At 67.9% G+C, this 19,641-nt stretch carries 15 protein-coding genes; 4 read left to right on the forward strand and 11 right to left on the reverse strand.

The annotated features are described in order from the left end of the window. Window positions 1-80: 80 nt before the first annotated feature. The 7 genes from AC4EEO_RS00225 to AC4EEO_RS00255 form a co-directional block, all read right to left on the reverse strand. On the reverse strand, window positions 81-1,655 hold the full coding sequence (locus AC4EEO_RS00225; RefSeq protein ID WP_491330869.1) for an APC family permease: 1,575 nt from the start codon (window positions 1,653-1,655) through the stop codon (window positions 81-83). A gap of 145 nt (window positions 1,656-1,800) precedes the next feature. Continuing rightward, window positions 1,801-3,456: a GMC family oxidoreductase gene (locus AC4EEO_RS00230; protein WP_491339597.1), complete on the reverse strand. Its 1,656-nt coding sequence runs from the start codon at window positions 3,454-3,456 to the stop codon at window positions 1,801-1,803. Beyond that, complete coding sequence (locus AC4EEO_RS00235; RefSeq protein ID WP_133831935.1) at window positions 3,457-4,995, reverse strand: aldehyde dehydrogenase family protein; 1,539 nt, start codon at window positions 4,993-4,995, stop codon at window positions 3,457-3,459. A 98-nt stretch (window positions 4,996-5,093) separates the two neighbouring features. Beyond that, window positions 5,094-5,720 carry a TetR/AcrR family transcriptional regulator gene (locus AC4EEO_RS00240; RefSeq protein WP_051083403.1) on the reverse strand — a complete coding sequence of 209 codons (627 nt, stop codon included), beginning with the start codon at window positions 5,718-5,720 and terminating at the stop codon, window positions 5,094-5,096. A gap of 126 nt (window positions 5,721-5,846) precedes the next feature. Next, the gene (locus AC4EEO_RS00245; protein WP_491339598.1) at window positions 5,847-6,827 is read right to left on the reverse strand and encodes an ABC transporter substrate-binding protein; all 981 of its coding nucleotides are present in this window, start codon (window positions 6,825-6,827) and stop codon (window positions 5,847-5,849) included. A 253-nt stretch (window positions 6,828-7,080) separates the two neighbouring features. Next, a complete protein-coding gene (locus tag AC4EEO_RS00250; protein WP_491339599.1) occupies window positions 7,081-7,779 on the reverse strand; it encodes a type 1 glutamine amidotransferase domain-containing protein in 699 nt (232 codons plus the stop codon). 24 nt (window positions 7,780-7,803) lie between these two features. Continuing rightward, on the reverse strand, window positions 7,804-8,676 hold the full coding sequence (locus AC4EEO_RS00255) for an aldo/keto reductase (RefSeq protein ID WP_491339600.1): 873 nt from the start codon (window positions 8,674-8,676) through the stop codon (window positions 7,804-7,806). 141 nt (window positions 8,677-8,817) lie between these two features. On the opposite strand from AC4EEO_RS00255, the gene AC4EEO_RS00260 reads away from it, so the two are divergent. The 3 genes from AC4EEO_RS00260 to AC4EEO_RS00270 all read left to right on the forward strand — a co-directional run bounded on the left by AC4EEO_RS00260 (window position 8,818) and on the right by AC4EEO_RS00270 (window position 14,184). Continuing rightward, window positions 8,818-9,813: an LLM class flavin-dependent oxidoreductase gene (locus tag AC4EEO_RS00260; protein WP_491339601.1), complete on the forward strand. Its 996-nt coding sequence runs from the start codon at window positions 8,818-8,820 to the stop codon at window positions 9,811-9,813. 209 nt (window positions 9,814-10,022) lie between these two features. Next, window positions 10,023-12,653: a trehalase-like domain-containing protein gene (locus AC4EEO_RS00265; RefSeq protein ID WP_491339602.1), complete on the forward strand. Its 2,631-nt coding sequence runs from the start codon at window positions 10,023-10,025 to the stop codon at window positions 12,651-12,653. 67 nt (window positions 12,654-12,720) lie between these two features. Further along, complete coding sequence (locus tag AC4EEO_RS00270; RefSeq protein WP_491339603.1) at window positions 12,721-14,184, forward strand: MFS transporter; 1,464 nt, start codon at window positions 12,721-12,723, stop codon at window positions 14,182-14,184. 47 nt (window positions 14,185-14,231) lie between these two features. On the opposite strand, the gene AC4EEO_RS00275 is transcribed toward AC4EEO_RS00270, so the two are convergent. The 4 genes from AC4EEO_RS00275 to AC4EEO_RS00290 all read right to left on the reverse strand — a co-directional run bounded on the left by AC4EEO_RS00275 (window position 14,232) and on the right by AC4EEO_RS00290 (window position 17,798). Further along, window positions 14,232-15,365 (reverse strand): FAD-dependent oxidoreductase, encoded by a 1,134-nt coding sequence (locus tag AC4EEO_RS00275; protein ID WP_491339604.1) that lies wholly within the window; start codon window positions 15,363-15,365, stop codon window positions 14,232-14,234. Between the two features lie 34 nt (window positions 15,366-15,399). Then, window positions 15,400-16,326, reverse strand: coding sequence for an AEC family transporter (locus AC4EEO_RS00280; RefSeq protein ID WP_491339605.1), 927 nt, complete (start codon window positions 16,324-16,326; stop codon window positions 15,400-15,402). Window positions 16,327-16,379: 53 nt separating this feature from the next. Then, window positions 16,380-16,805 (reverse strand): aspartate 1-decarboxylase, encoded by a 426-nt coding sequence (panD, locus tag AC4EEO_RS00285; protein WP_461839462.1) that lies wholly within the window; start codon window positions 16,803-16,805, stop codon window positions 16,380-16,382. Between the two features lie 78 nt (window positions 16,806-16,883). After that, on the reverse strand, window positions 16,884-17,798 hold the full coding sequence (locus AC4EEO_RS00290) for a LysR substrate-binding domain-containing protein (protein ID WP_461839461.1): 915 nt from the start codon (window positions 17,796-17,798) through the stop codon (window positions 16,884-16,886). A 166-nt stretch (window positions 17,799-17,964) separates the two neighbouring features. On the opposite strand from AC4EEO_RS00290, the gene AC4EEO_RS00295 reads away from it, so the two are divergent. Beyond that, entirely contained in the window at window positions 17,965-19,413 is a 1,449-nt protein-coding gene (locus AC4EEO_RS00295) for an amino acid permease (RefSeq protein ID WP_491340375.1), read from the forward strand. Window positions 19,414-19,641 lie beyond the last annotated feature (228 nt).

Genomic DNA, 19,641 nt, shown 5'->3' on the forward strand with positions numbered 1-19,641 from the left:
CGGCGCGCACCCGGCCCCGTGCAACGGCCGACGACGGCACCCGGGTGGGCGCCGTCGTCGGCCGTTCTGTTTCAGTGCTGTTAGCTTTCGGTTGCCAGGACCGCGTTGGCCGGCACCGCGTCCTCCGGCGCGTCGTACCGCGGGTCATTGGACGACGGATGGGCGGCAACGGACGCAGCATGCTCGGCCAGCACCCCGGTCTGGTGGCGGATCTTCAGCCGGTAGAGCAGGGTCCCGCCAACCACCACCGCGGCCACGAAGATCACTCCGCCCCACTGCAGGTACCACTCGAACGGCGGCACCGAGTTGTAGATCTCCGGGCGCGGCCACACCAGGTTCACTGTCATGGCGGCACCCCACAGGACCGCCAGGATGTTCACCGGAACCCCCCACTTGCCCAGGCAGAACCCTGGCTCGGAACCGTCCTCGGCCAGCGGCCATTTCTTCAGGAACCGTTTGCGGAGCAGGGGAACCGTCACCAGGAGGTAGGAGAGGTAGATCAGGACGATGCTGATGCTGGACAGGATGGTGAAGATCGCCGGCTGCGTGACGTTGACCAGGAGCGGCAGGACGGCCAGGACGCCAATGACGATCGCCGCGACCGTGGGGGTCCTGCGGACGGGATCCACCTTGCTGAGCTGCCGGCTGAACGGCAGGTTGTTGTCCCGCGCCATGGCGAACATCATCCGGATGGCGGCGGCGTGGACGGCCAGGGTGCACACCACCACGGCCACCACGATGCAGGCCAGGAAGGCCTTGCCGAACGGGCCGCCCAGGACGGAGAGCACGATGTGCTGCAGGCCGCCGTCGGGAGACCCCACCTGCGGGTCGGTGAGGTCCGGTGCGGCCAGGATGCCGAACAGCAGGATCCCGCCGCCCAGCAGGAACGATGCCGTGACGGCGCGCAGGATGGCCTTGGGAGCGGTCTTCTTGGGGTCCTTGGTTTCCTCGCCCAGGGAGCTGGCGGTGTCGAAGCCGTACATGACGTAGCCGGAAGCCATGGCGCCGATCAGGAAGACGCCGAAGAAGCCAAGGTCGTGGCCTTCGCCGAAGCCGTTGGTCTGGAAGAAAACCTCAGGGCCGCGCACCACATGCCAGCCCAAGGCCAGGATCAGCAGCACGGCGGCCACCAGTTCCACGAACACGCCGATGCTGTTGATCCGGGTCATCAGCTTCACGCCGAACGCGTTGATCAGGGTGGAGATGGTGATCATGATGGTGGCCAGCACCACGCCGTTCATGGCGAAGTCGTACGGGCCGGTGCCGTCACCGACGAACTGGAAGCCGGACCAGAGCTGCGGCAGCGTGATCTGCAGGGCCAGCGCCACCGAGCCCAAGGCCATGATGGAGGAGAGCAGCAGCAGCCAGCCGGCCAGCCAGGACGAGGTCCCCGACGCGAGCCGCTTGGCCCAGTTGTACACGGAACCGGCCACCGGGTAGCGGCCGGCCAGTTCGGCGAAGCACAGGGCCACCATCAGCTGGCCGACGAACACGATGGGCCAGGACCAGGCGTACGCCGGGCCGGCCATGGAAAAACCGAAATAGAACAGTTGGAAAACACCGGTGAGGATGGAGATGTAGCTGACACCTGCGGCGAAGCTGGCAAATTTGCCGATGCTCCGGTCAAGGGTCTGGGTGTAGCCGAATTCGTCCATGCCGCTTGAATCAATACTCTTGCTGGGTTCCACTATGGACTCCTGGATCAGAAAGCACGATTGGACCGGCCGCCCTGGGGTGCGGCGGAATGACGTTGGCGGGGGCCGTTGCCGTTGGGGAAACGGCCCCCTTAGGTCCTGCCGCTCAGGCGAGGGACGTGGTGAGCTCCTTCTCTTCCATGGCCTCTTCGGCCGTGCGGTCCGCGGCCGTTTGGGCGGCCCGGATCAGATCGGCGCAGCGCTCGCCGATCATCATCACGGTGATGTTGGGGTTGACGGTGACGTGTTCGGGCATGACGGACGCATCGGCCACGCGGAGGCCCGTGACGCCCTTGACCCGCAGCTCGGGGTCCAGCGGCGACATGTCGTCGTCGGCTGCGCCCATGCGGACTGTGCCCACCGGGTGGTACACGGTGTTGTGGGTCTTGCGGATGTAGTCCTGCAGCTCCTCGTCCGTCTGCGCCTCGATGCCGGGCGAGAGTTCGCGGCCGGTCCACTCCGCCATGGCAGGCTGGGCCGCGATTTCGCGGGCCTTGCGGATGCCGGCCACCATGACGCGCATGTCGTGGCCGTCAGGGTCCGTGAAGTAGCGGGGGTCCACCATGGGCTTGTCGCGGAAGTCGCGGCTGCGCAGCCGCACGGTGCCGCGGGAGCGTGCGTGGGTGACGTTGGGGGTGAGGCTGAAGCCGTTTTCCGTGGTGGGGTAGCCGTGCCGCAGCGTGTTCATGTCGAACGGAACCGAACCGTAGTGCATCATCAGGTCGGGGCGGTCCAGGCCGTCCTCGGTGGGGGTGAAGATGCCGATCTCCCACCACTGGGTGGAGGTCTGCACCATGGGCTGCCTGGCCTCGAACTGCACCACGCCTTCCGGGTGGTCCTGCAGGTTCTCGCCGACGCCAGGGGAGTCCACCAGCACTTCGATGCCGTGCCGGGCCAGGTGCGCTGCCGGGCCGATGCCGGAGAGCATGAGCAGCTTGGGGGAGTCGATGGCACCGGTGGACAGGATAACCTCGCGGTGCGCGGAGAGCCGGTGGGTACGGCCGAACGCCCCGTCCACCACGTCCACGCCGGTGCAGCGCTTGTCCGCGTCGAACACCAGCTGGCGGGCGCGCAGGCCGGTCAGCAGGGTGAAGTTGGGCCGGTCGATGATGGGGTGGATGTAGGAGACGGAGCTGGAGGAACGGGTGCCGTCCGCGCGCCGGTTGATCTGGAAGAAACCCGCTCCGTTGACCACGGTGGTGCCCGTGTTGAATTTCGCGCGGGGGATGCCGGCCTGCTCACAGGCGTCCAAAAGCGCGACGCCGGCAGGATCCGCCGGGGGAACGTTCATCAGGTGCACGGGGCCGGAGTCCCCGTGGTGCGGTGCGTCCGGGCCGGCGTCCTCGTTGGTCTCCAGCCGCTGGTACAGCGGCCAGGCTGCGTCGGCGTTCCAGCCGGTGGCGCCGTACTTGGCTTCCCACTCGTCCAGGTCCTCACGCGGCGCCCAGAAGGCGATGCAGGAGTTGTGGCTGGAACAGCCGCCCATCACTTTGGCGCGGGCGTGGCGCATGAAGGAGTTGCCGTTTTCCTGCGGTTCGATGGGGTAGTCCCAGTCGTAGCCGGATTCGAGCAGTTCCATCCACCGGTCCAGCTGCAGGATCTCCGGGATATTGCGGTCATCCGGGCCGGCTTCGACGAGGGCCACGGTCACCTCCGGATCCTCGCTCAGCCGGGCGGCGACGGCGGCACCGGCGGATCCGCCGCCGATGACGACGTAGTCGAACCCGCGGTCGGTGAGGTCCTCGATGTTGTCGTAGTGCATCTAGTTCTCCTTGCCGTGGTCAGCGAACCAGCCGGTGACCTGGGGGCTGGTGTTCTGGTAGATGTGCTTGGCTTCCTGGTACTCGGCCAGGCCGGTGGGGCCCAGCTCGCGGCCGACGCCGGACTGGCCGAAGCCGCCCCACTCGGCCTGCGGGAGATAGGGGTGGTAGTCGTTGATCCAGATGGTGCCGTGCCGCAGACGGGACGCCACCCGCTGCGCTTTGCCGGCGTCCTGGGTCCACACCGCGCCGGCCAGCCCGTAGATGGTGTCGTTGGCGGTGGCCACGGCCTCGTCTTCGGTGCGGAACGTTTCGACCGTGACCACCGGGCCGAATGCCTCGTCGGTGACCACGGACATGCCGCGCTTCACTTGGTCCAGGATGGTGGGCTGGTAGTAGAACCCGGCGTCGTACTTCCCTCCGGAAGGTGCCTCGCCTCCGGTCCGGAGCCGTGCGCCCTCCTGGACACCGCGCTGGACGTAGGCGCTGACTTTGTCCCGGTGGGCGGCGGAGATCAAGGGGCCGGTCTCGGCGTCGTCGTCGAACGGGCCGCCCAGCCGGATCTCCCGGGCGCGGCGGACCAGCTCGTCCACGAAGCGTTCGGCGATGGATTCCTCCACCACCAGCCGCGCTCCCGCGGAGCAGACCTGCCCGGAGTGGACGAAGGCGCCGTTCAGGGCATTGTCCACGGCGGCGTCGAAGTCGGCGTCCGCGAAAATGACGTTGGGGTTCTTGCCGCCCAACTCCAGGGCCACCTTCTTGACGGTGCCCGCGGCCGCCGCCGCGATCCGCTTGCCCGTTTCCAGGCCGCCGGTGAAGGAGACGAGGTCGACGTCGGGATGTTCCGAGAGCGGTGCGCCCGCCTCAGCGCCTGCCCCGGTGACGAGGTTGGCGACGCCGTCCGGCAGGCCAAGGTCCTGCAGCAGCTGCATGGCAAGGATGGCGGTGGACGGGGTCAGCTCGGAGGGTTTGAGGACGAACGTGCACCCGGCCGCCAGCGCGGGCGCGATCTTCCACGCCGCCTGGAGCAGGGGGTAGTTCCACGGGGTGATCAGGCCGCAGACGCCCACGGGTTCGTAAGCGATCCTGCTGACCACGGCGGGGTTCCCGGCGTCGACGATGCGGCCCGCCTGCTGCCCGGCCAGCCTGCCAAAGTACTCGAAGCAGGCGGCGATGTCGTCCATGTCGATCCGGCTTTCGACCATCCGCTTGCCGGTGTCCAGGGACTCGGCGCGGGCGAATTTTTCCCGGCGTTCACGGAGTCCGGCGGCCACCTTCAACAGGAAGGTCCCGCGCTCCGGGGCAGGAACCGAGGACCAAACGCCGGCGTCGAACGCGGCGCGGGCCGCGGCAATGGCCCGTTCGGCGTCTTCGCGGCCGGCCTCGGAGACCGTGGCGACCAGTTCGCCGTCGGCCGGGTTGCGGATTTCACGGACAGCGCCGGACGCGGCCGGCTCCCACGCGCCGTTGATGAACAGGGTGGCTGCTGCCTCGGGTGCAGTGCTCTGGGCGGCTTCCCGCGCTGGTGTGGCGTAAGTCATAGGAAGGACAGTAATGCACCTTGAACGAGTGTTCAATACTTTTTTGAACGCTCGTTCAATGTTACTGAGGGGCTGCCGGCGTGACCGCGGCCGGTCGTTCAGTGCGGGCGGAGTTCCGCGCTGCCCGTGCTTCCGTCATGGACGGGAGCGAACGCGATCTGCTCCGTCCGCTCGATGCTCCGCTGGATGGCGGCCGTGTCGACGCCGAGCAGCGCCGTCAGCCACACGCCGTTCTGGATCACCACGATGTCCGCCGCCCGGTCCCTGCAGGCCTCCCAGGACAGTGCGGGCTGGGCGGCGGACACCAGCGCGGCGACGCCGTCGATGTAACGGTCAAAGGCCACTGCGTTGATCTGGGCGTAGTCCTCGTCGGCCTGGGCCAGGGCCCACAGGTGCAGGCGGAGGGACAGGTAGCGGGTGGTCAGCAAATCCTTGGCCGCCACCCGCCGCAACGCCTTGCGGAGTTGCTCGTCCGGGGGCAGCGACGGGTCCGGCGCGACCAGCAGGAGGTCATGCTCGTCCACGCGCCGCAGGGCAGCCCGGATCAGCGTGGTTTTGTCATCGTAGTAATAGTTCACCAGGCCCAGCGCCACGCCTGCTTCGCGGGCCACGGACCGCATGCTCACCCCGGCGATGCCATGCCGGGACAGCAGGTCCATCGCCGCCTCGAGGATGCGCGATTGCCTGTCCACCTGTTCGCCGGAGTTCACGGCACTCGTCCCCATCTGGCCAGACTATTGCCTCCCGGCGCGGAGCGCACTTTCCCGGATACCCGCCAAAACAGAAGAATCCCCGCCGGGAGCAAGCGGCATGCTCACAACCCGGCGGGGATCCATTCGTCGGCGGGCCGCCTACTTCTTGGGCAGGCCCGCCGGGTTCAGCTCGGACTTCTGGATCGCCTCGGAAGAGAGGCCCCAGCGGTCCAGGATCCTGGCGTAGGTGCCGTCGTCAATCAGGTGGTTCAGCGCTGCCTGCGCGGCAACCGCCAGGCCGTTGCCCTTCTTGGTGGTGAAGGCGATCTGCGCGGTCAGCGGCCAGCCGCCGTTCAGCGTGCCCACCTGCTTGGTCTTGCCGTCCTGCGCGGACTTGTACGCCGCGGCGGCGTTGGGTCCGAAGGTCAGGTCCGCACGTCCGGACTGGAGGGCCAGGCTTGAGGCGGAATCGTCGTCGTAATACTGGAACTGGACCGGCGCCAGGCCGTTCTTCTTGTTCTCCTCGTCCCAGCGCACCAGGATCGCTTCCTGGTTGGTTCCCGAGCCCACGATGATCCGCTTGCCCGCCACGTCCTTGGCTTCCTTGACCTCCCCGATGCCGGAGTCGCTCTTGGCGTAGAAGCCCAGCAAGTCGTTGCGGTAGGTGGCGAAGTCGAACTTTTCCTTGCGCGCCTCGGTGACGGTCACGTTGGACAGCACGGCCTCGTATTTGGACGATCCGATGCCCAGCGGCCAGTCCGCCCAGGCGACGGGCAGGACCTCGACGTCCAGTCCCAGGGCCCCGCCCACGGCGTAGGCGATGTCCACCTCGCTGCCGATCAGGGTCTTGTTGTCCGTGGCGAACAGGCTCAGCGGCGCCGCGCCGCCCGTGGTCACTACGGTGAGCTTGCCGTCGGCCTTGACCGCCTCAGGCACCAGGGCCGCCGCGGCGGCGTCCTTGCTCACCGGGAAGCGGTCCTGCTGCGGCGACAGGTTGAAGGTCCTGCCCGCGGCGCTGGCGGTTGATGACGACGACGGTGCTGTCGCCGCCGAGGCGCCCGGATCGGCGCAGGCGGACAGCCCCAGCAGTGCTGCGACGGTGAGTGCCACGACGGCGGACGGTGTGGATTTGATGGCCAATGGTTCCTCCTTGGAGGTGGGTGGGGATGCGGCGGAATGTTCGCGTTGCAGCCACTATCCGGCAGCCCCGCCAGGGGAACCAAAGGCCGCGAAACCCGGAGATACAGGGCGTAACGGCGGTTAACCGGAGGACCGCGGCGGTCACATTACGGGCCGCTCCCGGACGCCGCGGCACGCACCATCGAGGTGCCCGCGGCACGCAAAAGGGGGACCGGCGAACCGGTCCCCCTTGCCCTGCGCTGCCAGCCGGGCGTTAGCTGAGCGCGGCCAGGACTTCCTTGGCCACGTCCTCGCTGGACTGCGGGTTCTGCCCGCTGATGAGGTTGCCGTCCCGCACCACGTTGGAGGACCAGGCGGCCCCGTTCTCCACCACGGCGCCCTTGTCCTTGAGCGCGTCCTCCACCAGCCACGGCGTGTTCTCGCCGGTTCCGCCGCCGAGTTCTTCCTTGTTGGTGAAGACCGTCAGGCGCCGGCCCTTGAAAGCGAACCCGCCGTCGTCGTCCGTTGCACTGAGCAGCCCGGCTGGGCCGTGGCAGAACGGCGCAATGACCTTCCCGTCCTTGTTGGCTGCCACCAGCAGGCGGCCCAGGTCCGCGTCCTTGAACAGGTCGGCCATGGGGCCGTGGCCGCCGGGCATCACCACGGCGTCATAGCCGTTGATGTCGACGTCGGCGAGGACCAGCGGGTGCGCCAGCTCGCCGTCGATCTTGGCCAGGTAGTCGCGGAAGCCCTGCGCACGGTCCTCGCCGCCGGCCGATTCGGGGGCAAGGCTCACCTGGTCCACTGTTGGCTTCCTGCCGCCGGGGGTGGCGATGTGGACGGTGTTGCCGGCATCGGTCAAGGTCTGGTGGGACACCACCAGCTCCTCCGCCCAGTAGCCGGTGGGGTGTTCGCTGCCGTCCTTCATGGTGAGGGAATCGGCGGCCGAGACGACCATCAGGATGTTTGCCATGGTGTTTCTCCTGTCGTTGGGTTTCTACTTGCCGGCGGCTTCGAGCCCGGCGTACGTCTCATCGTCGAGCGTGAGGCCGGCGGTGGCCAGGTTTTCTTCGAGGTGGGCCACGGAACCGGTGCCGGGGATGGGCATCATCACCGGGGAACGGCGCAGCAGCCAGGCGAGGGCCACCTGGGAGGTGGTGGCGCCGAGGCGCTTGGCGGCTTCATCGAGCGGTCCGCCCGGCTTGGCGAGCTCGCCCGCGGAGATCGGCGCCCACGGGATGAACCCGATGCCGTTCTCCTCCGAGTACCGCAGCACGTCCTCCGAGGACCGGTCGGTCAGGTTGTAGCGGTTCTGGACCGTGGAGACGGTGAAGTGCTTTCCGGCTGCCTCCAGCTCCGCCACGCTCACCTGCGACAGGCCCAGGGCGCGGACCTTGCCCTCGTCCTGGAGCTCACGCAGCACACCGAACTGCTCCTCGGCGTCCACCTTGGGGTCGATCCTGTGCAGCTGCAGCAGGTCCAGGGTGTCCACCTTCAGCTTCCGCAGGCTCAGTTCCGTCTGCTGGCGCAGGTATTCAGGACGCCCCACCGGGATCCACTTGTTGGGCCCGGTGCGGGTGAAGCCCACCTTGGTGGCCACCTTCAGGCCCTCCGTGTACGGGTGCAGGGCCTCCGCGATGATTTCCTCGCTGATGTTGGGGCCGTAGGAGTCGGCGGTGTCGATGAAATCCACGCCGAGCTCGACGGCGCGGCGCACCACGGCCACGGCGGCGGCGCGGTCTGCGGGCTCACCCCACACCCCGTCGCCGACGATGCGCATGGCACCAAACCCGAGCCGGTGCACGGTTCCCAGGTCCTTGAGGTCGATCGTTGCGGACAGTTCCAGCTGCGTCGTTGAATCTTGGCTCATAGGGTCGGCAACATCATCAGCGTGCTGAGTATTCCGCAACTCACAGAAATAAGCCGGGGCCCGCCGTCGTTATGCATCAAGTGCCCGCCGCCATCCGGGGGCACGCCCCACGAAACGTTTTTTGAAAGGCCGGCACCTGACGTGACTCTTCCCCTCTCCATCCTTGACCTGGCAACCATCGGCAAAGGCCAGACGGCGGCGGAGAGCTTCGCGGGCAGCGTGGCCATGGCGCAGAGCGCGGAGAAGCTCGGATACCGGCGGGTCTGGTACGCGGAGCACCACAACATGTCTTCCATCGCCTCCTCCGCCACCAGCGTGCTGATCGCGCACGTGGCCGCCCACACCGAAAGCATCCGGCTGGGCGCCGGCGGCATCATGCTGCCCAACCACTCGCCGCTGACCATCGCGGAGCAGTTCGGAACCCTGGAAACCCTTCACCCCGGCCGGATCGACCTGGGCCTGGGGCGGGCGCCGGGCAGTGACCAGAACACCATGCGCGCCCTGCGCCGGGACCCCATGTCCGCGGACAGCTTCCCGCAGGACGTCCTGGAACTGCAGGGCTACCTGACCGGCCCCACCCGCATCCAGGGCGTCGAGGCCACCCCGGGCAAGGGCACCAACGTGCCGCTGTACATCCTGGGCTCGTCCCTGTTCGGCGCCCGCCTGGCCGCGCAACTGGGCCTCCCGTACGCGTTCGCCTCGCACTTTGCCCCCGCCGCCCTGCAGGACGCCGTGGCCATCTACCGCCGCGAGTTCAAGTCCTCCGCGCAGCTGGACGCGCCGCACGTGATCGCCGGCGTCAACGTGATCGCCGCCGACTCCGCCGCCGAGGCCCAAGCCATGTTCCAGGCCACCAAGCGCGCCCGCGTCTCGCTGTTCTTCGGCGGCGGCCGGGAGTTCACCGACGACGAGGCGGACATGGTCCTGGACTCCCCGCAAGGACAGCATGTGGCCCAGATGATGCGCTACTCCGCCGTGGGCACCCCGGACGCCGTGGTGGACTACCTGGCAGATTTCGGCAAGCACGCCGACGCCGACGAACTCATCGTGGCGCACCAGAGCACCGGCACCGAGGCGCGGCTGCGCTCCGTCGAGCTGCTGGCCGAGGCCGCCGGACTGGCCCGGGTGGGCGCCTGAGGTTTCGCCGGGCACGATGCCCGAAGGTCCTGTCCGCTGCTTTTACACGGACGCAATGAAAGCGACTCCCCGGGGAAACCCCCGCGGCTGAAGATGGGTACTGCCCCGTCAGGGATTGCTGGGATTTCCGGGCGGGGCACCAACCGGTAGTCCGCAGGCGATCCAGCGGCTGAGTTCCCGGCCTGGTTCTGCCTTGAAGGGGTACCTGGATGCCTACGCCGTTGAACCAAAGCGTGGCGGAATCCGCGCTGCTCACCCGCTCGCTCCCGTTGGACATGCTCCGCGCCTTCATCCAGTCCGATGCCGCGGACAACGGGCTCACCCCCGCGTTGCTGGCCGAACTCAAGGTGCTTGCCCGGGTTCCGTCCCTGCTGGTGGCCTGCAACTACGGCGGGACGCTCTGCGAGGCTGAGGGCATCTCCACGGAGATCCTGCCCCTGGGCAACGCGGCGATCGCCCTCCGCGCCCTGGCGGCCCTGCCGAACACGCATGCAGCGATTATTTCCGGCCGGTCCCTGCGCGACCTGGCGGCGGTGTCCCGGCTGCCCGTGGAGGTCCACCTGATCGGGTCGCACGGTGCGGAGACGGACATGGGCTTCGCACATGCCCAGAGCCTGGCCACCGAATCCGTCCTGCTCAAGGTCAACGCCGCGCTCAACGAGGCCGTGGGCTTCCAGGAGGGCATCTGGATCGAACGCAAGCCCGTGGCCGTTTCCGTCCACACCCGGCCCGCGCCGCCGGAGGTGGTGGAATCGGTCACGGAAACCGCTCGGGAAATCGCCCGCCTCCATGGCTTGTTCTTCATCGTGGACGGGTCCGTGCTGGACCTCTCCGTGGTGGAACCGTCCAAGGCGGAGGCACTGGAAAGCCTCCGCTCCCGGCTCGGCGCCAGCGCCGCCATGTTCGCCGGTGACGCCTACAGCGACGAACTGGCCATCGCCACCCTCCGCGGTCCGGACCTGGGACTGCGGGTCGGGCCCGGTGAGACCGCCGCCGCGCACCGCGTCCGCGACCCCGAAGCCTTCGCCCGCGTCCTGGCCCTCCTTTTCGAACTGCGCCGGGCCTGGCTGTTCGGTGAGGACGCCGTCGGCCTGGAACGGCACTCGATGATCGGCAACGGCTCCTCCACCGCGCTGCTGACCCCGGACGCGAAGATCTGCTGGATGAGCCACCCGCTGCCGGACTCCGGATCCCTGTTTGCCCATATCCTGGGCGGCGACGCCGCCGGCCACTTTTCCGTGGAACCGGTCAAAGCCTCCCAGGTGCTGGGCCAGCGCTATGTGGACAGCACCATGATCGTCGAAACCCGGTGGGCGGACGTGACGGTAACCGACTACCTGGAGCCCGCCCCGGACGGCATCACCAGCCTGGTGCGGGTGCTCTCCGGCCACGGCGCCGCGAGGATCACCTTCGCGCCCAGGCCGGACTATGCCAACGCCCCGTTCAGCATGGAATCGCGCGGAGAGGAACTGCATGTGGTGGGGACCTCGGATCCCATCATCCTGTTCGCGCCGGGGGTGACCTTCAGCATCGCCTCGGACGGCATCCACGCCACGGCCACGGCGTCGGTGAACCTGCAGGACGGCCCCGTGGTGTTGAACCTGCGCTGTGGCGATACCGACCCGCAGCCTGCGGATCCCGACGGCGAGACGGAGCGCCGGGCCGGGGTGGCCCTGCAATCGCGCCAGTGGGTGCAGGACCTCGCCCTGCCCTCCGTCAAGCCTTCCCTGGTGCGGCGTTCAGCCCTGGTGCTTCGCGCCCTGGTCCACGAGCCCACGGGCGCCGTCCTCGCCGCACCCACCACGTCCCTGCCCGAGGGCATCGGCGGGACACGGAACTGGGACTACCGCTACTGCTGGCTGCGCGACGGCTCCATGACGGTCAACGCGCTCGTGGACCTGGGCTCCACCGCCGAGGCCGCGGGTTTCCTGGACTGGCTGGGCCGCATCCTCGAACACGCACCGGGCCCCGAATGGCTGCACCCCCTGTACTCGGTGACCGGCGCACCGCTCTCCACGGAAGCCGTCGTCGACAGCCTGCCGGGGTACGCGGGATCCCGCCCGGTGCGGATCGGCAACGCGGCGGACCACCAGGTCCAGCTGGACGTTTTTGGGCCGGTCGCCGAACTGATCCATGCGCTGAGCGGGCGGGAGGGGTCGCTGGAGGACGCCCACTGGGAGCTGATGGTGCAGATGGCATCGGCCGTCCTGGCCCGCTGGCACGAACCGGACCACGGGATCTGGGAGGCCCGGCGCGCGGCCCGCCACCACGTCTACTCGAAGGTGATGTGCTGGGTCACCCTGGACCGGGCCCTGCGGACAGCGGCCCGCCACGGCCGCCGGCCTGATCCGGCATGGGCGCCGGCGGCGGCAACCATCCGCGACGAGGTCCTGCGCGAGGGCTGGGACGAATCGGCCAGGTCCTACACCGTGGCCTACGACAGCCCGGACCTCGACGCCGCCGTCCTGCACATCGGCCTCTCGGGCCTGCTGGACGTCACGGACCAGCGCTTCCTGGACACCGTCACCGCCGTCGAACGCGAACTCCGGGTGGGCCCCACCGTGTTCCGTTACCGGTACGACGACGGCCTGCCGGGCCTGGAGGGCGGGTTCCACATCTGCACCACGTGGCTGATCGAGGCCTACGTGGCCGTGGGCCGCATCGACGAGGCCTGGGACCTGTTCGACCAGTTGGTGAACCTCTTCGGGCCCACCGGGCTGCTCCCGGAGGAATACGATCCGGGCACCGAAACCCACCTCGGCAACCACCCGCAGGCCTACTCGCACCTGGGCTTCATCCGCTGCGCCCGGCTCCTGGACGCACACCAGGGCAGGCGGTAGTCCGCTTCCGTCCCGGGTACCTAGAGTGGAGGTAGCAGGGACCCGAAAGACTGAAACGAGACTCATAATGACTGCCCGCGCCCAGGGAGTGGGGTTCCGTTCCGAACGGGGCCCGATCCTCATCGCTTTGATGCTGTCCACCGGGCTGGTGGCCATCGACTCCACCATCGTCGCCACCGCCGTACCGTCGATCGTCCGCGATGTGGGCGGGTTCTCCTCCTTCCCCTGGCTTTTCTCCGCCTACCTGCTGGCCCAGGCTGTCTCGGTGCCCATCTACGGCAAGCTGTCCGACATGACCGGCCGCAAGCCCATCATCCTCACCGGCATTGGCTTGTTCCTGCTTGGCTCGGTGCTCTGCGGCCTGGCATGGAGCATGCCCTCCCTGATTGCCTTCCGGGCCCTGCAGGGACTCGGTGCCGGGGCGGTGCTGCCGGTGTCCGTGACCATCGCCGGCGACATTTACACCCTCCAGGAGCGCGCCAAGGTCCAGGGCTACCTGGCCAGCGTGTGGGCGGTTTCCTCGGTGGTGGGTCCCAGCCTGGGCGGCATCTTCTCGGCACTGGGTATCTGGCGAGGCATCTTCCTGGTCAACGTGCCGCTTTGCCTGCTGGCCGGCTGGATGCTGGTCCGCACCCTGCACGAGGACGTGGAACGGGCCAAGCACAAGGTGGATTTTGCCGGTGCAGTGCTGCTGGCGGGATCCCTGGGCCTGCTGATCCTCGGCGCCCTCCAAGGCGGCCAGGCGTGGGCGTGGAACTCGCCCATCAGCATTGGCGTGTTCGCGGTGGGCGGCGTGCTGCTGGTCGCGTTCCTCCTGGTGGAGCGGCGTGCGGCGGAGCCCATCCTGCCTTCCTGGGTGGTGTCGCGGCGCCTGCTGGCCACCACCACCCTGGTGTCCTTCGGGGTCGGGTCCGTCATGATCGGCCTGACCTCCTACGTCCCCACCTACCTTGAGGGTGCGCTGTCCTCCTCGCCGCTGGTGGCCGGCCTGGCGCTCGCCGCGCTGACCCTCGGCTGGCCCCTCAGTGCTTCGCAGGCGGGCAAGTTCTACCTGCGGATCGGCTTCAAATCCACGGCCCTGATCGGCATCGCCATTTCCGTGGCGGGCCTGCTGATCCTGTCGCTGACTGCCTCATCTCCCAACGTGGCGCTGATCGCCATCAGCTGCTTCGTCGTCGGGCTGGGCCTGGGCCTGCTGGCCACGCCCACGCTCATCGCCGCCCAGTCCAGCGTGCCGTGGCACGAACGCGGCGTGGTGACCAGCACCAATATGTTTGCCCGGTCCATCGGCAGCGCCCTGGGCGTCGCCGTCTTCGGTGCCGTGGCCAACGCCATCTACGGCGGCAGCAGCGGCGGCGATACCGACCCCGCCACGGTGGTGGCCGCGTCCGGGGCCGTGTTCCTGGCGGCGCTGGCGGCCGGGCTGCTCACTGTGGCAGCGGTACTGGCCATGCCGGCGGTGAAGGCCGATGACGCCGGAAATGCCGACGGGCAGCCGGTCCCCAGCAGCGCCGAGGGCAGCGCCACCTAGCGTAAAGCCGCAGCTTGCGGGATGCCGCGGCCAGGTGAAAGCCGCGGCTAGCGGGATGCCCGGAAGATGGCCGGTGCGTCCCGCGTCCCGGTGGCAAGGTCCGCCAGGATCCGGCCGATCACGGGCGTGAACTTGAACCCGTGGCCGGAGAACCCCGCGCCAATGACCACCGGGCCCAACCGGTCCAGGACGAAGTCCTCATCCGGGGTGGTGGTGTAGGTGCAGCTGATGGCCTCGAACTGCTCGGGGTCGACGCCGGGCAGCCAGTCCCGCGCGTACGCCTGCAGGGCGGCGAGCTGGGCCGGCTCCGGCAGGAAATCCCGGTGGTCCGGATCCACCACGGGCCCAACACCGTGCCAGCCGGCCTTGATGCCTTCACCGGGGGTCTGCATGCCGTACACGGGGGAGTACCAGCCCTGGTAGTCGGGGCCTGGGTAGTGGTTGAACCCGGGCCACACGGCACCGGCGTCTGCCACCCGGAAATGCGCCGGCTGCTCCTGCGTGACCCGCAATTCCGGGATGCGCATGCCGGCCGCATGGTTCCCGGCTGCGGTGGCCAGCAGCTTCTCCGTCCAGCCGCCCGCCGTCACCACGGCCTGGGCTGCGGTGACCACCTCGGTGACTCCGGCGGATTCGAGCGCCAGCCGCACGCCGTCGTCGAACACTTTGAAGTCCACCACCTTGGTGTGGTGCCGGATCTCGGCGCCCCGGGCTGCCGCCAGCTGCTGGAACACCGGAAGCGCGGCCTCGGGATTGAGCTGGCCGCCGTCGGGCATGTGCAGGACCTGCCGGTCGAAGCGGATGCCGCGCCACCGCTCGCCGGCTTCCGCCGGCGCCAGGAACTCGGCGCGGATCCCGGCCGAAGCCAGCGCCGCTGCCACCTGCTCCGGGTCGAAGCCGGGCCCGTGGTTGACGATGCCCGTGCGCGCCAGCAACTGGACGCCGCTCTCCTGCTCCAGCTCTTCCCACAGCGACAAGCCCTCGGCAAGCATGGCCACGTAGTCCGGCTGGTGGTAGCCCGGATTCAGGTTGCGGGTGGCGCCGTGCGAGGCACCTATCTTGTGCCCGGCCCCAAACTGCTCCACGAGTGTCACCTGGCGGCCGCGGCGGGACAGCGCCCAGGCGGCGGCGGAGCCCATGGCGCCGCCGCCGATCACCACGGTGTCAAGATTGGTATTCATCAGCCCTCCAAGCTGGGGTGGTGCGGTTAAGGAGCTAGGCCAACAGGAGCGCGACGCCGATCATGGCGGGCACGGCCACCACCGTGGTGATCAGCACGGTGTCCTTCGCCACGGTGAGCCCGGTCTTGTACCGGCTGGCGGCCACGAAAACGTTTTGGGCTGTAGGCAGCGCCGAGGTGACCACCACCGCGAAGAGGGCGTGGCCGTCCATTCCCAGCGCGAAGCGGGCGAAAACGTACGCAAGGGCGGGCTGGACGGCGAGCTTGAAGCCGCTCGCCAGCAGGGTATCCACGCGGCGCCCGGCGGAAGCCTGCAAGGGGCGGGTGCCGTTCAGGCTCATCCCGAACGCGATCAGCATGGCGGGAATCGCGGCGCCGCCGATCAGGTGGATGGGTTCCATCACCAGCGCCGGGACCTGGAAACCGGTACCGGCCACCACCAGGCCCAGGGCGGACCCGACGATCATCGGGTTCCGCAGGATCATGAGCACGAAGCGCAGGGGAGTGGTGCGGTGGGCGCTGGTGCTCGAATCGAGGACCATGAGGAACATGGGGGTGAAGAAGGCCAGCTGGAAGATCAACAGGGGCGCCACGTAGCTGGCGTCCCCCAGGACATATACCGCAATGGGAATACCCAGGTTGGCTGAGTTCGCCAGCGAAGCGGACATGGCGGACATCAATGATTCCGGGAGGGCCCGCTTCAGCCAGAAGCGTGCGATCAGGAAAAAGATCGACGCCGTGGTGATTGCGGCCACCGCCGTCACCAGCAGCGGCTGGGCAAAGACTTCGTGGAGCCGTGCCTTGCTCAGCGTTTCAAAGAGCAGCGCCGGGCTTGCCACGAAGAAGGTCAGGCCGCTCAATACCGGCCGGGCGTTCTCGCCGAGGATCTTTTGCCGGCCCACGAACCATCCCACCAGGATGATGCACCAGACCACGAAGAATCCTGCCAGGACCCCTAGCACGGGATCCCTCCGCGGCCGTGGCGGGAGCGTCTACCGCACTTCACGCTCCGGGTTCAGAGGGTGGCGTTGTTCAGCGCGAACGGCGGACGCATCATGCCGGCGGTGAGGCCCTCGGCGGGGTCGTTGCCCAGCTGGATGATCCGGTTGCCCTGGTCCACGTGGACCACCCGGGGCTCATACGCCTTGGCTTCCTCGGTGGTCATCTGGGCGTAGGTAATCAGGATGACAATGTCGTTCTCGTGCATGAGGTGCGCCGCTGCACCGTTGATGCCGATCACGCCGGAGCCACGTTCACCGGCGATGGTGTACGTCTCCAGCCGTGCCCCGTTGGTGACGTCCACGATGGACACCAGCTCGCCGGGAAGGATGTCCGCAGCCTCGAGCAGGTCAAGGTCAACGGTGACCGAACCGACGTAGTGCAGGTCGGCGTGCGTGACGGTGGCCCGGTGGATTTTGGACTTGAACATTGTTCGATTCATAACGAAACCAGTCTAGACCCGTGCTCCGTTGCCCGCAGTGACGCAGGAAACACATCAGTCACGGACGACGGCGGCCAGTCACCCGGCGTCGTTCCCCGCCACCGCCGCGGCGGCTGCGGCGAGCGTCTCGCGGGCCGCGAGGATCGCCGGGCGCTGGACGCTGGAACGGCGGACCGACGTGAAGATGGTGCGGTGCGGCTTGCCGGGAAGCTCCAGGAGCTGCGCCGTGGTGCCGCGGCCGGTCCACACCAGGTCCGGCATCAGCGCCACCGCGTTGCCGGACTCGATCAGGCGGGCCTGGGCCTGCAGGTCCGCGGTTTCAAAGCGGACATCGGGCTCGAACCCGGCGCTGCGGCAGGCCTGCTCCGCCCAGTGGCGGGACGCCGCGCCCCGCGGTTCCATGACCCAGGCAAGGTCCGCGGTGTCCGCCAGCGACCGGATGGCCGGGCCGTCGTCGGATGCCGGGGGAACCGCAAGCCGGATGGCGTCGGTGGTCAGCTTCACCCGGTCCAGTTCGGGGTAGCGCGGGGCAGCGTGGCCCGGGTACTGCTCCGCGATCACCAGGTCGAAGTCCCGTGCCCACGTCTCATGCAGTGCTGTTTCGGGCTCCCGCTGGATCATCTCGATCCGCACCTCGGGGTAGGCGGCGGCCATGCGCGTCAAGGTATCCGGCATCAGCGCCAGCGCGGCCGACTGGAAGACCGCGATCCGCACTGTGCCGGTCACCGTGGTCAGGGATGCGGCCAGGTCCGCCTCGGCCTGTTCCATGGTTTCGAGCAGTTGCGCGGTGTGCGCCACGAGCACCTCGGCCTGGGGCGTCAGCTGCACCCGGCGGCCGGTCTTACGGAGCAGCTCGACGCCGACTTCCTTCTCCAGGAGCGCGAGCTGCTGCGATACCGAGGACGGGCTGTACTGAAGTGCTTCCGCCACTTCCGCGAGGGTTCCACGGATGCTCAATTCACGCAGGAGCCGCAGCCGGCGGACGTCAAGCATCGCGAATTCCTAACTGAACCTAACGAATATTGGTTAGAAGGATTCACTTTATCTAATGCAAACGCCCACGCATACTGTTGGAACCTAGTTACCCCCGTCACAGCCATCCCCTGGCGTGCCGCGGCGGGGTCGCACCCCACAGCAGGAGTTCCTGATGAGTAGAGACATGACCCAGTCGATCATGCGGCGCAAGCCCATCGACGACATCGAAGAAGAAAGCAAGCACAGCGGCCTTTTCAAGTCCCTCGGGCTGTGGCAGCTCACCGCCATCGGTGTTGGCGGCATTATCGGCGTCGGCATCTTCTCCCTCGCGGGACTGGTGGCGGCAGGCAGCGACGGAACTCCCGGGGTGGGGCCCGCGGTACTGATCTCGTTCCTGATCGCAGGCCTCGCCTCAGCGGCCGCCGCCCTCTCCTACGCGGAATTCGCGGGCATGATCCCGCGTGCCGGCTCCGCCTACACCTATGGCTACGTAGCGCTCGGCGAGGTGATCGGCTGGTTCATTGGCTGGGACCTGCTGCTGGAATACATTGCCATCGTCGCCGTGGTGGCCATCGGCATCTCCGGCTACCTCGACGCCTTCCTTGCCGGCATTGGCATCCATTTGCCGGCCGCGATGACCTCCACCTTTGACGAAGGCAAGGGCGGCGTCATCAATGTTCCCGCCATCCTGGTCTGCCTCCTGGTGACCTGGATCCTCTCCCGCGGTACCAGGGCGTTCGGCCGGTTTGAACTCGTGGCGGTGGGCATCAAGGTCGTCCTGATCCTCTTCATCATCGGGCTGGGCGTCTTCTATATCGACACCAACAACTACAACCCGTTCATGCCCAGCGGCTTCGGCCCCGTGGTTGCCGGCTCCGCCACCGTCTTCTTCGCCGTGTTCGGCTACGACGCCATGAGCACCGCGGCCGAGGAAGCCAAGGACGGCAAAAAGCACATGCCCAAGGCCATCGTGCTCTCGCTCATCATTGCGATGCTGCTGTACGTTGCCGCCACGCTTGTCCTCACCGGCATGCAGAACTACAAGGACATCGACCCCAAGGCAGGCTTCGCCTCAGCCTTCACGTCCGTGGGCCTGCCGGTCATCGCCACCATCATTTCAGTGTTCGCCGTGCTGTCCATCCTCACCGTGATGCTCACCTTCCTCCTGGGCGTGACCCGCGTCTGGTTCTCCATGAGCCGCGACGGCCTGCTGCCGGGCTGGTTCGCCAAGACGGACCGCAACGGTACCCCCCAGCGCGTCACCTGGATCGGCGGCATCGCGTCCGCGTTCCTGGCCGGCGTCTTCCCCATCAAGGCGGTCGCGGACCTGACGAATATCGGCATCCTGGCCGCGTTCGTCGTCGTCTGCCTGTCCGTGATCATCTTCCGTTACAAGCGGCCGGACGCGCCCCGTACCTTCCGCCTGCCCCTGATGCCCGTAATCCCGGCATTCGGCGTGCTCGCCTCGGCCTTCCTGATGCTGCAGCTGCACTGGGAAACCTGGCTGCGGTTCGTGGTGTGGCTCATCATCGGCCTGGTGATCTACTTCGGCTACGGACGCAAGCACTCACTGATGAACCCCAACAGCCCGCGCCACCAGGAGCTCGCGGACGTGCACCGCCCCCTGTCCTGACCCCCTTCCGACGCCCGCTCACATCCGACCGTTATTCCTGAGACGCCCGCTCACATCTGGCGGCGGTTCCTGAAACGCCCGCTCACATCTTGCAAGAACAGGGGACCCTCCTGCGCATCACGTGCAGGAGGGTTTCGCTGTTTAGTCGCAGAATGCGAGCGGGCGTTTGGAATTTATTCGCAGGATCTGAGCGGGGGTTGGGGTTTTGAGTGTCAAAGGTGAGCGGGG

This window comes from Pseudarthrobacter sp. MOO13, assembly GCF_058267655.1.

Excerpts from the sequence above, each read along its gene's own strand:
- AC4EEO_RS00250 (WP_491339599.1), bottom strand. The coding sequence starts at position 7,779 with ATGGCAAACATCCTGATGGTCGTCTCGGCCGCCGATTCCCTCACCATG.
- AC4EEO_RS00270 (WP_491339603.1), top strand. The coding sequence starts at position 12,721 with ATGACTGCCCGCGCCCAGGGAGTGGGGTTCCGTTCCGAACGGGGCCCG.
- AC4EEO_RS00265 (WP_491339602.1), top strand. The coding sequence starts at position 10,023 with ATGCCTACGCCGTTGAACCAAAGCGTGGCGGAATCCGCGCTGCTCACC.
- AC4EEO_RS00230 (WP_491339597.1), bottom strand. The coding sequence starts at position 3,456 with ATGCACTACGACAACATCGAGGACCTCACCGACCGCGGGTTCGACTAC.
- AC4EEO_RS00255 (WP_491339600.1), bottom strand. The coding sequence starts at position 8,676 with ATGAGCCAAGATTCAACGACGCAGCTGGAACTGTCCGCAACGATCGAC.
- AC4EEO_RS00295 (WP_491340375.1), top strand. The coding sequence starts at position 17,965 with ATGACCCAGTCGATCATGCGGCGCAAGCCCATCGACGACATCGAAGAA.
- panD (WP_461839462.1), bottom strand. The coding sequence starts at position 16,805 with ATGAATCGAACAATGTTCAAGTCCAAAATCCACCGGGCCACCGTCACG.
- AC4EEO_RS00275 (WP_491339604.1), bottom strand. The coding sequence starts at position 15,365 with ATGAATACCAATCTTGACACCGTGGTGATCGGCGGCGGCGCCATGGGC.
- AC4EEO_RS00290 (WP_461839461.1), bottom strand. The coding sequence starts at position 17,798 with ATGCTTGACGTCCGCCGGCTGCGGCTCCTGCGTGAATTGAGCATCCGT.
- AC4EEO_RS00235 (WP_133831935.1), bottom strand. The coding sequence starts at position 4,995 with ATGACTTACGCCACACCAGCGCGGGAAGCCGCCCAGAGCACTGCACCC.
- AC4EEO_RS00225 (WP_491330869.1), bottom strand. The coding sequence starts at position 1,655 with ATGGACGAATTCGGCTACACCCAGACCCTTGACCGGAGCATCGGCAAA.
- AC4EEO_RS00240 (WP_051083403.1), bottom strand. The coding sequence starts at position 5,720 with ATGGGGACGAGTGCCGTGAACTCCGGCGAACAGGTGGACAGGCAATCG.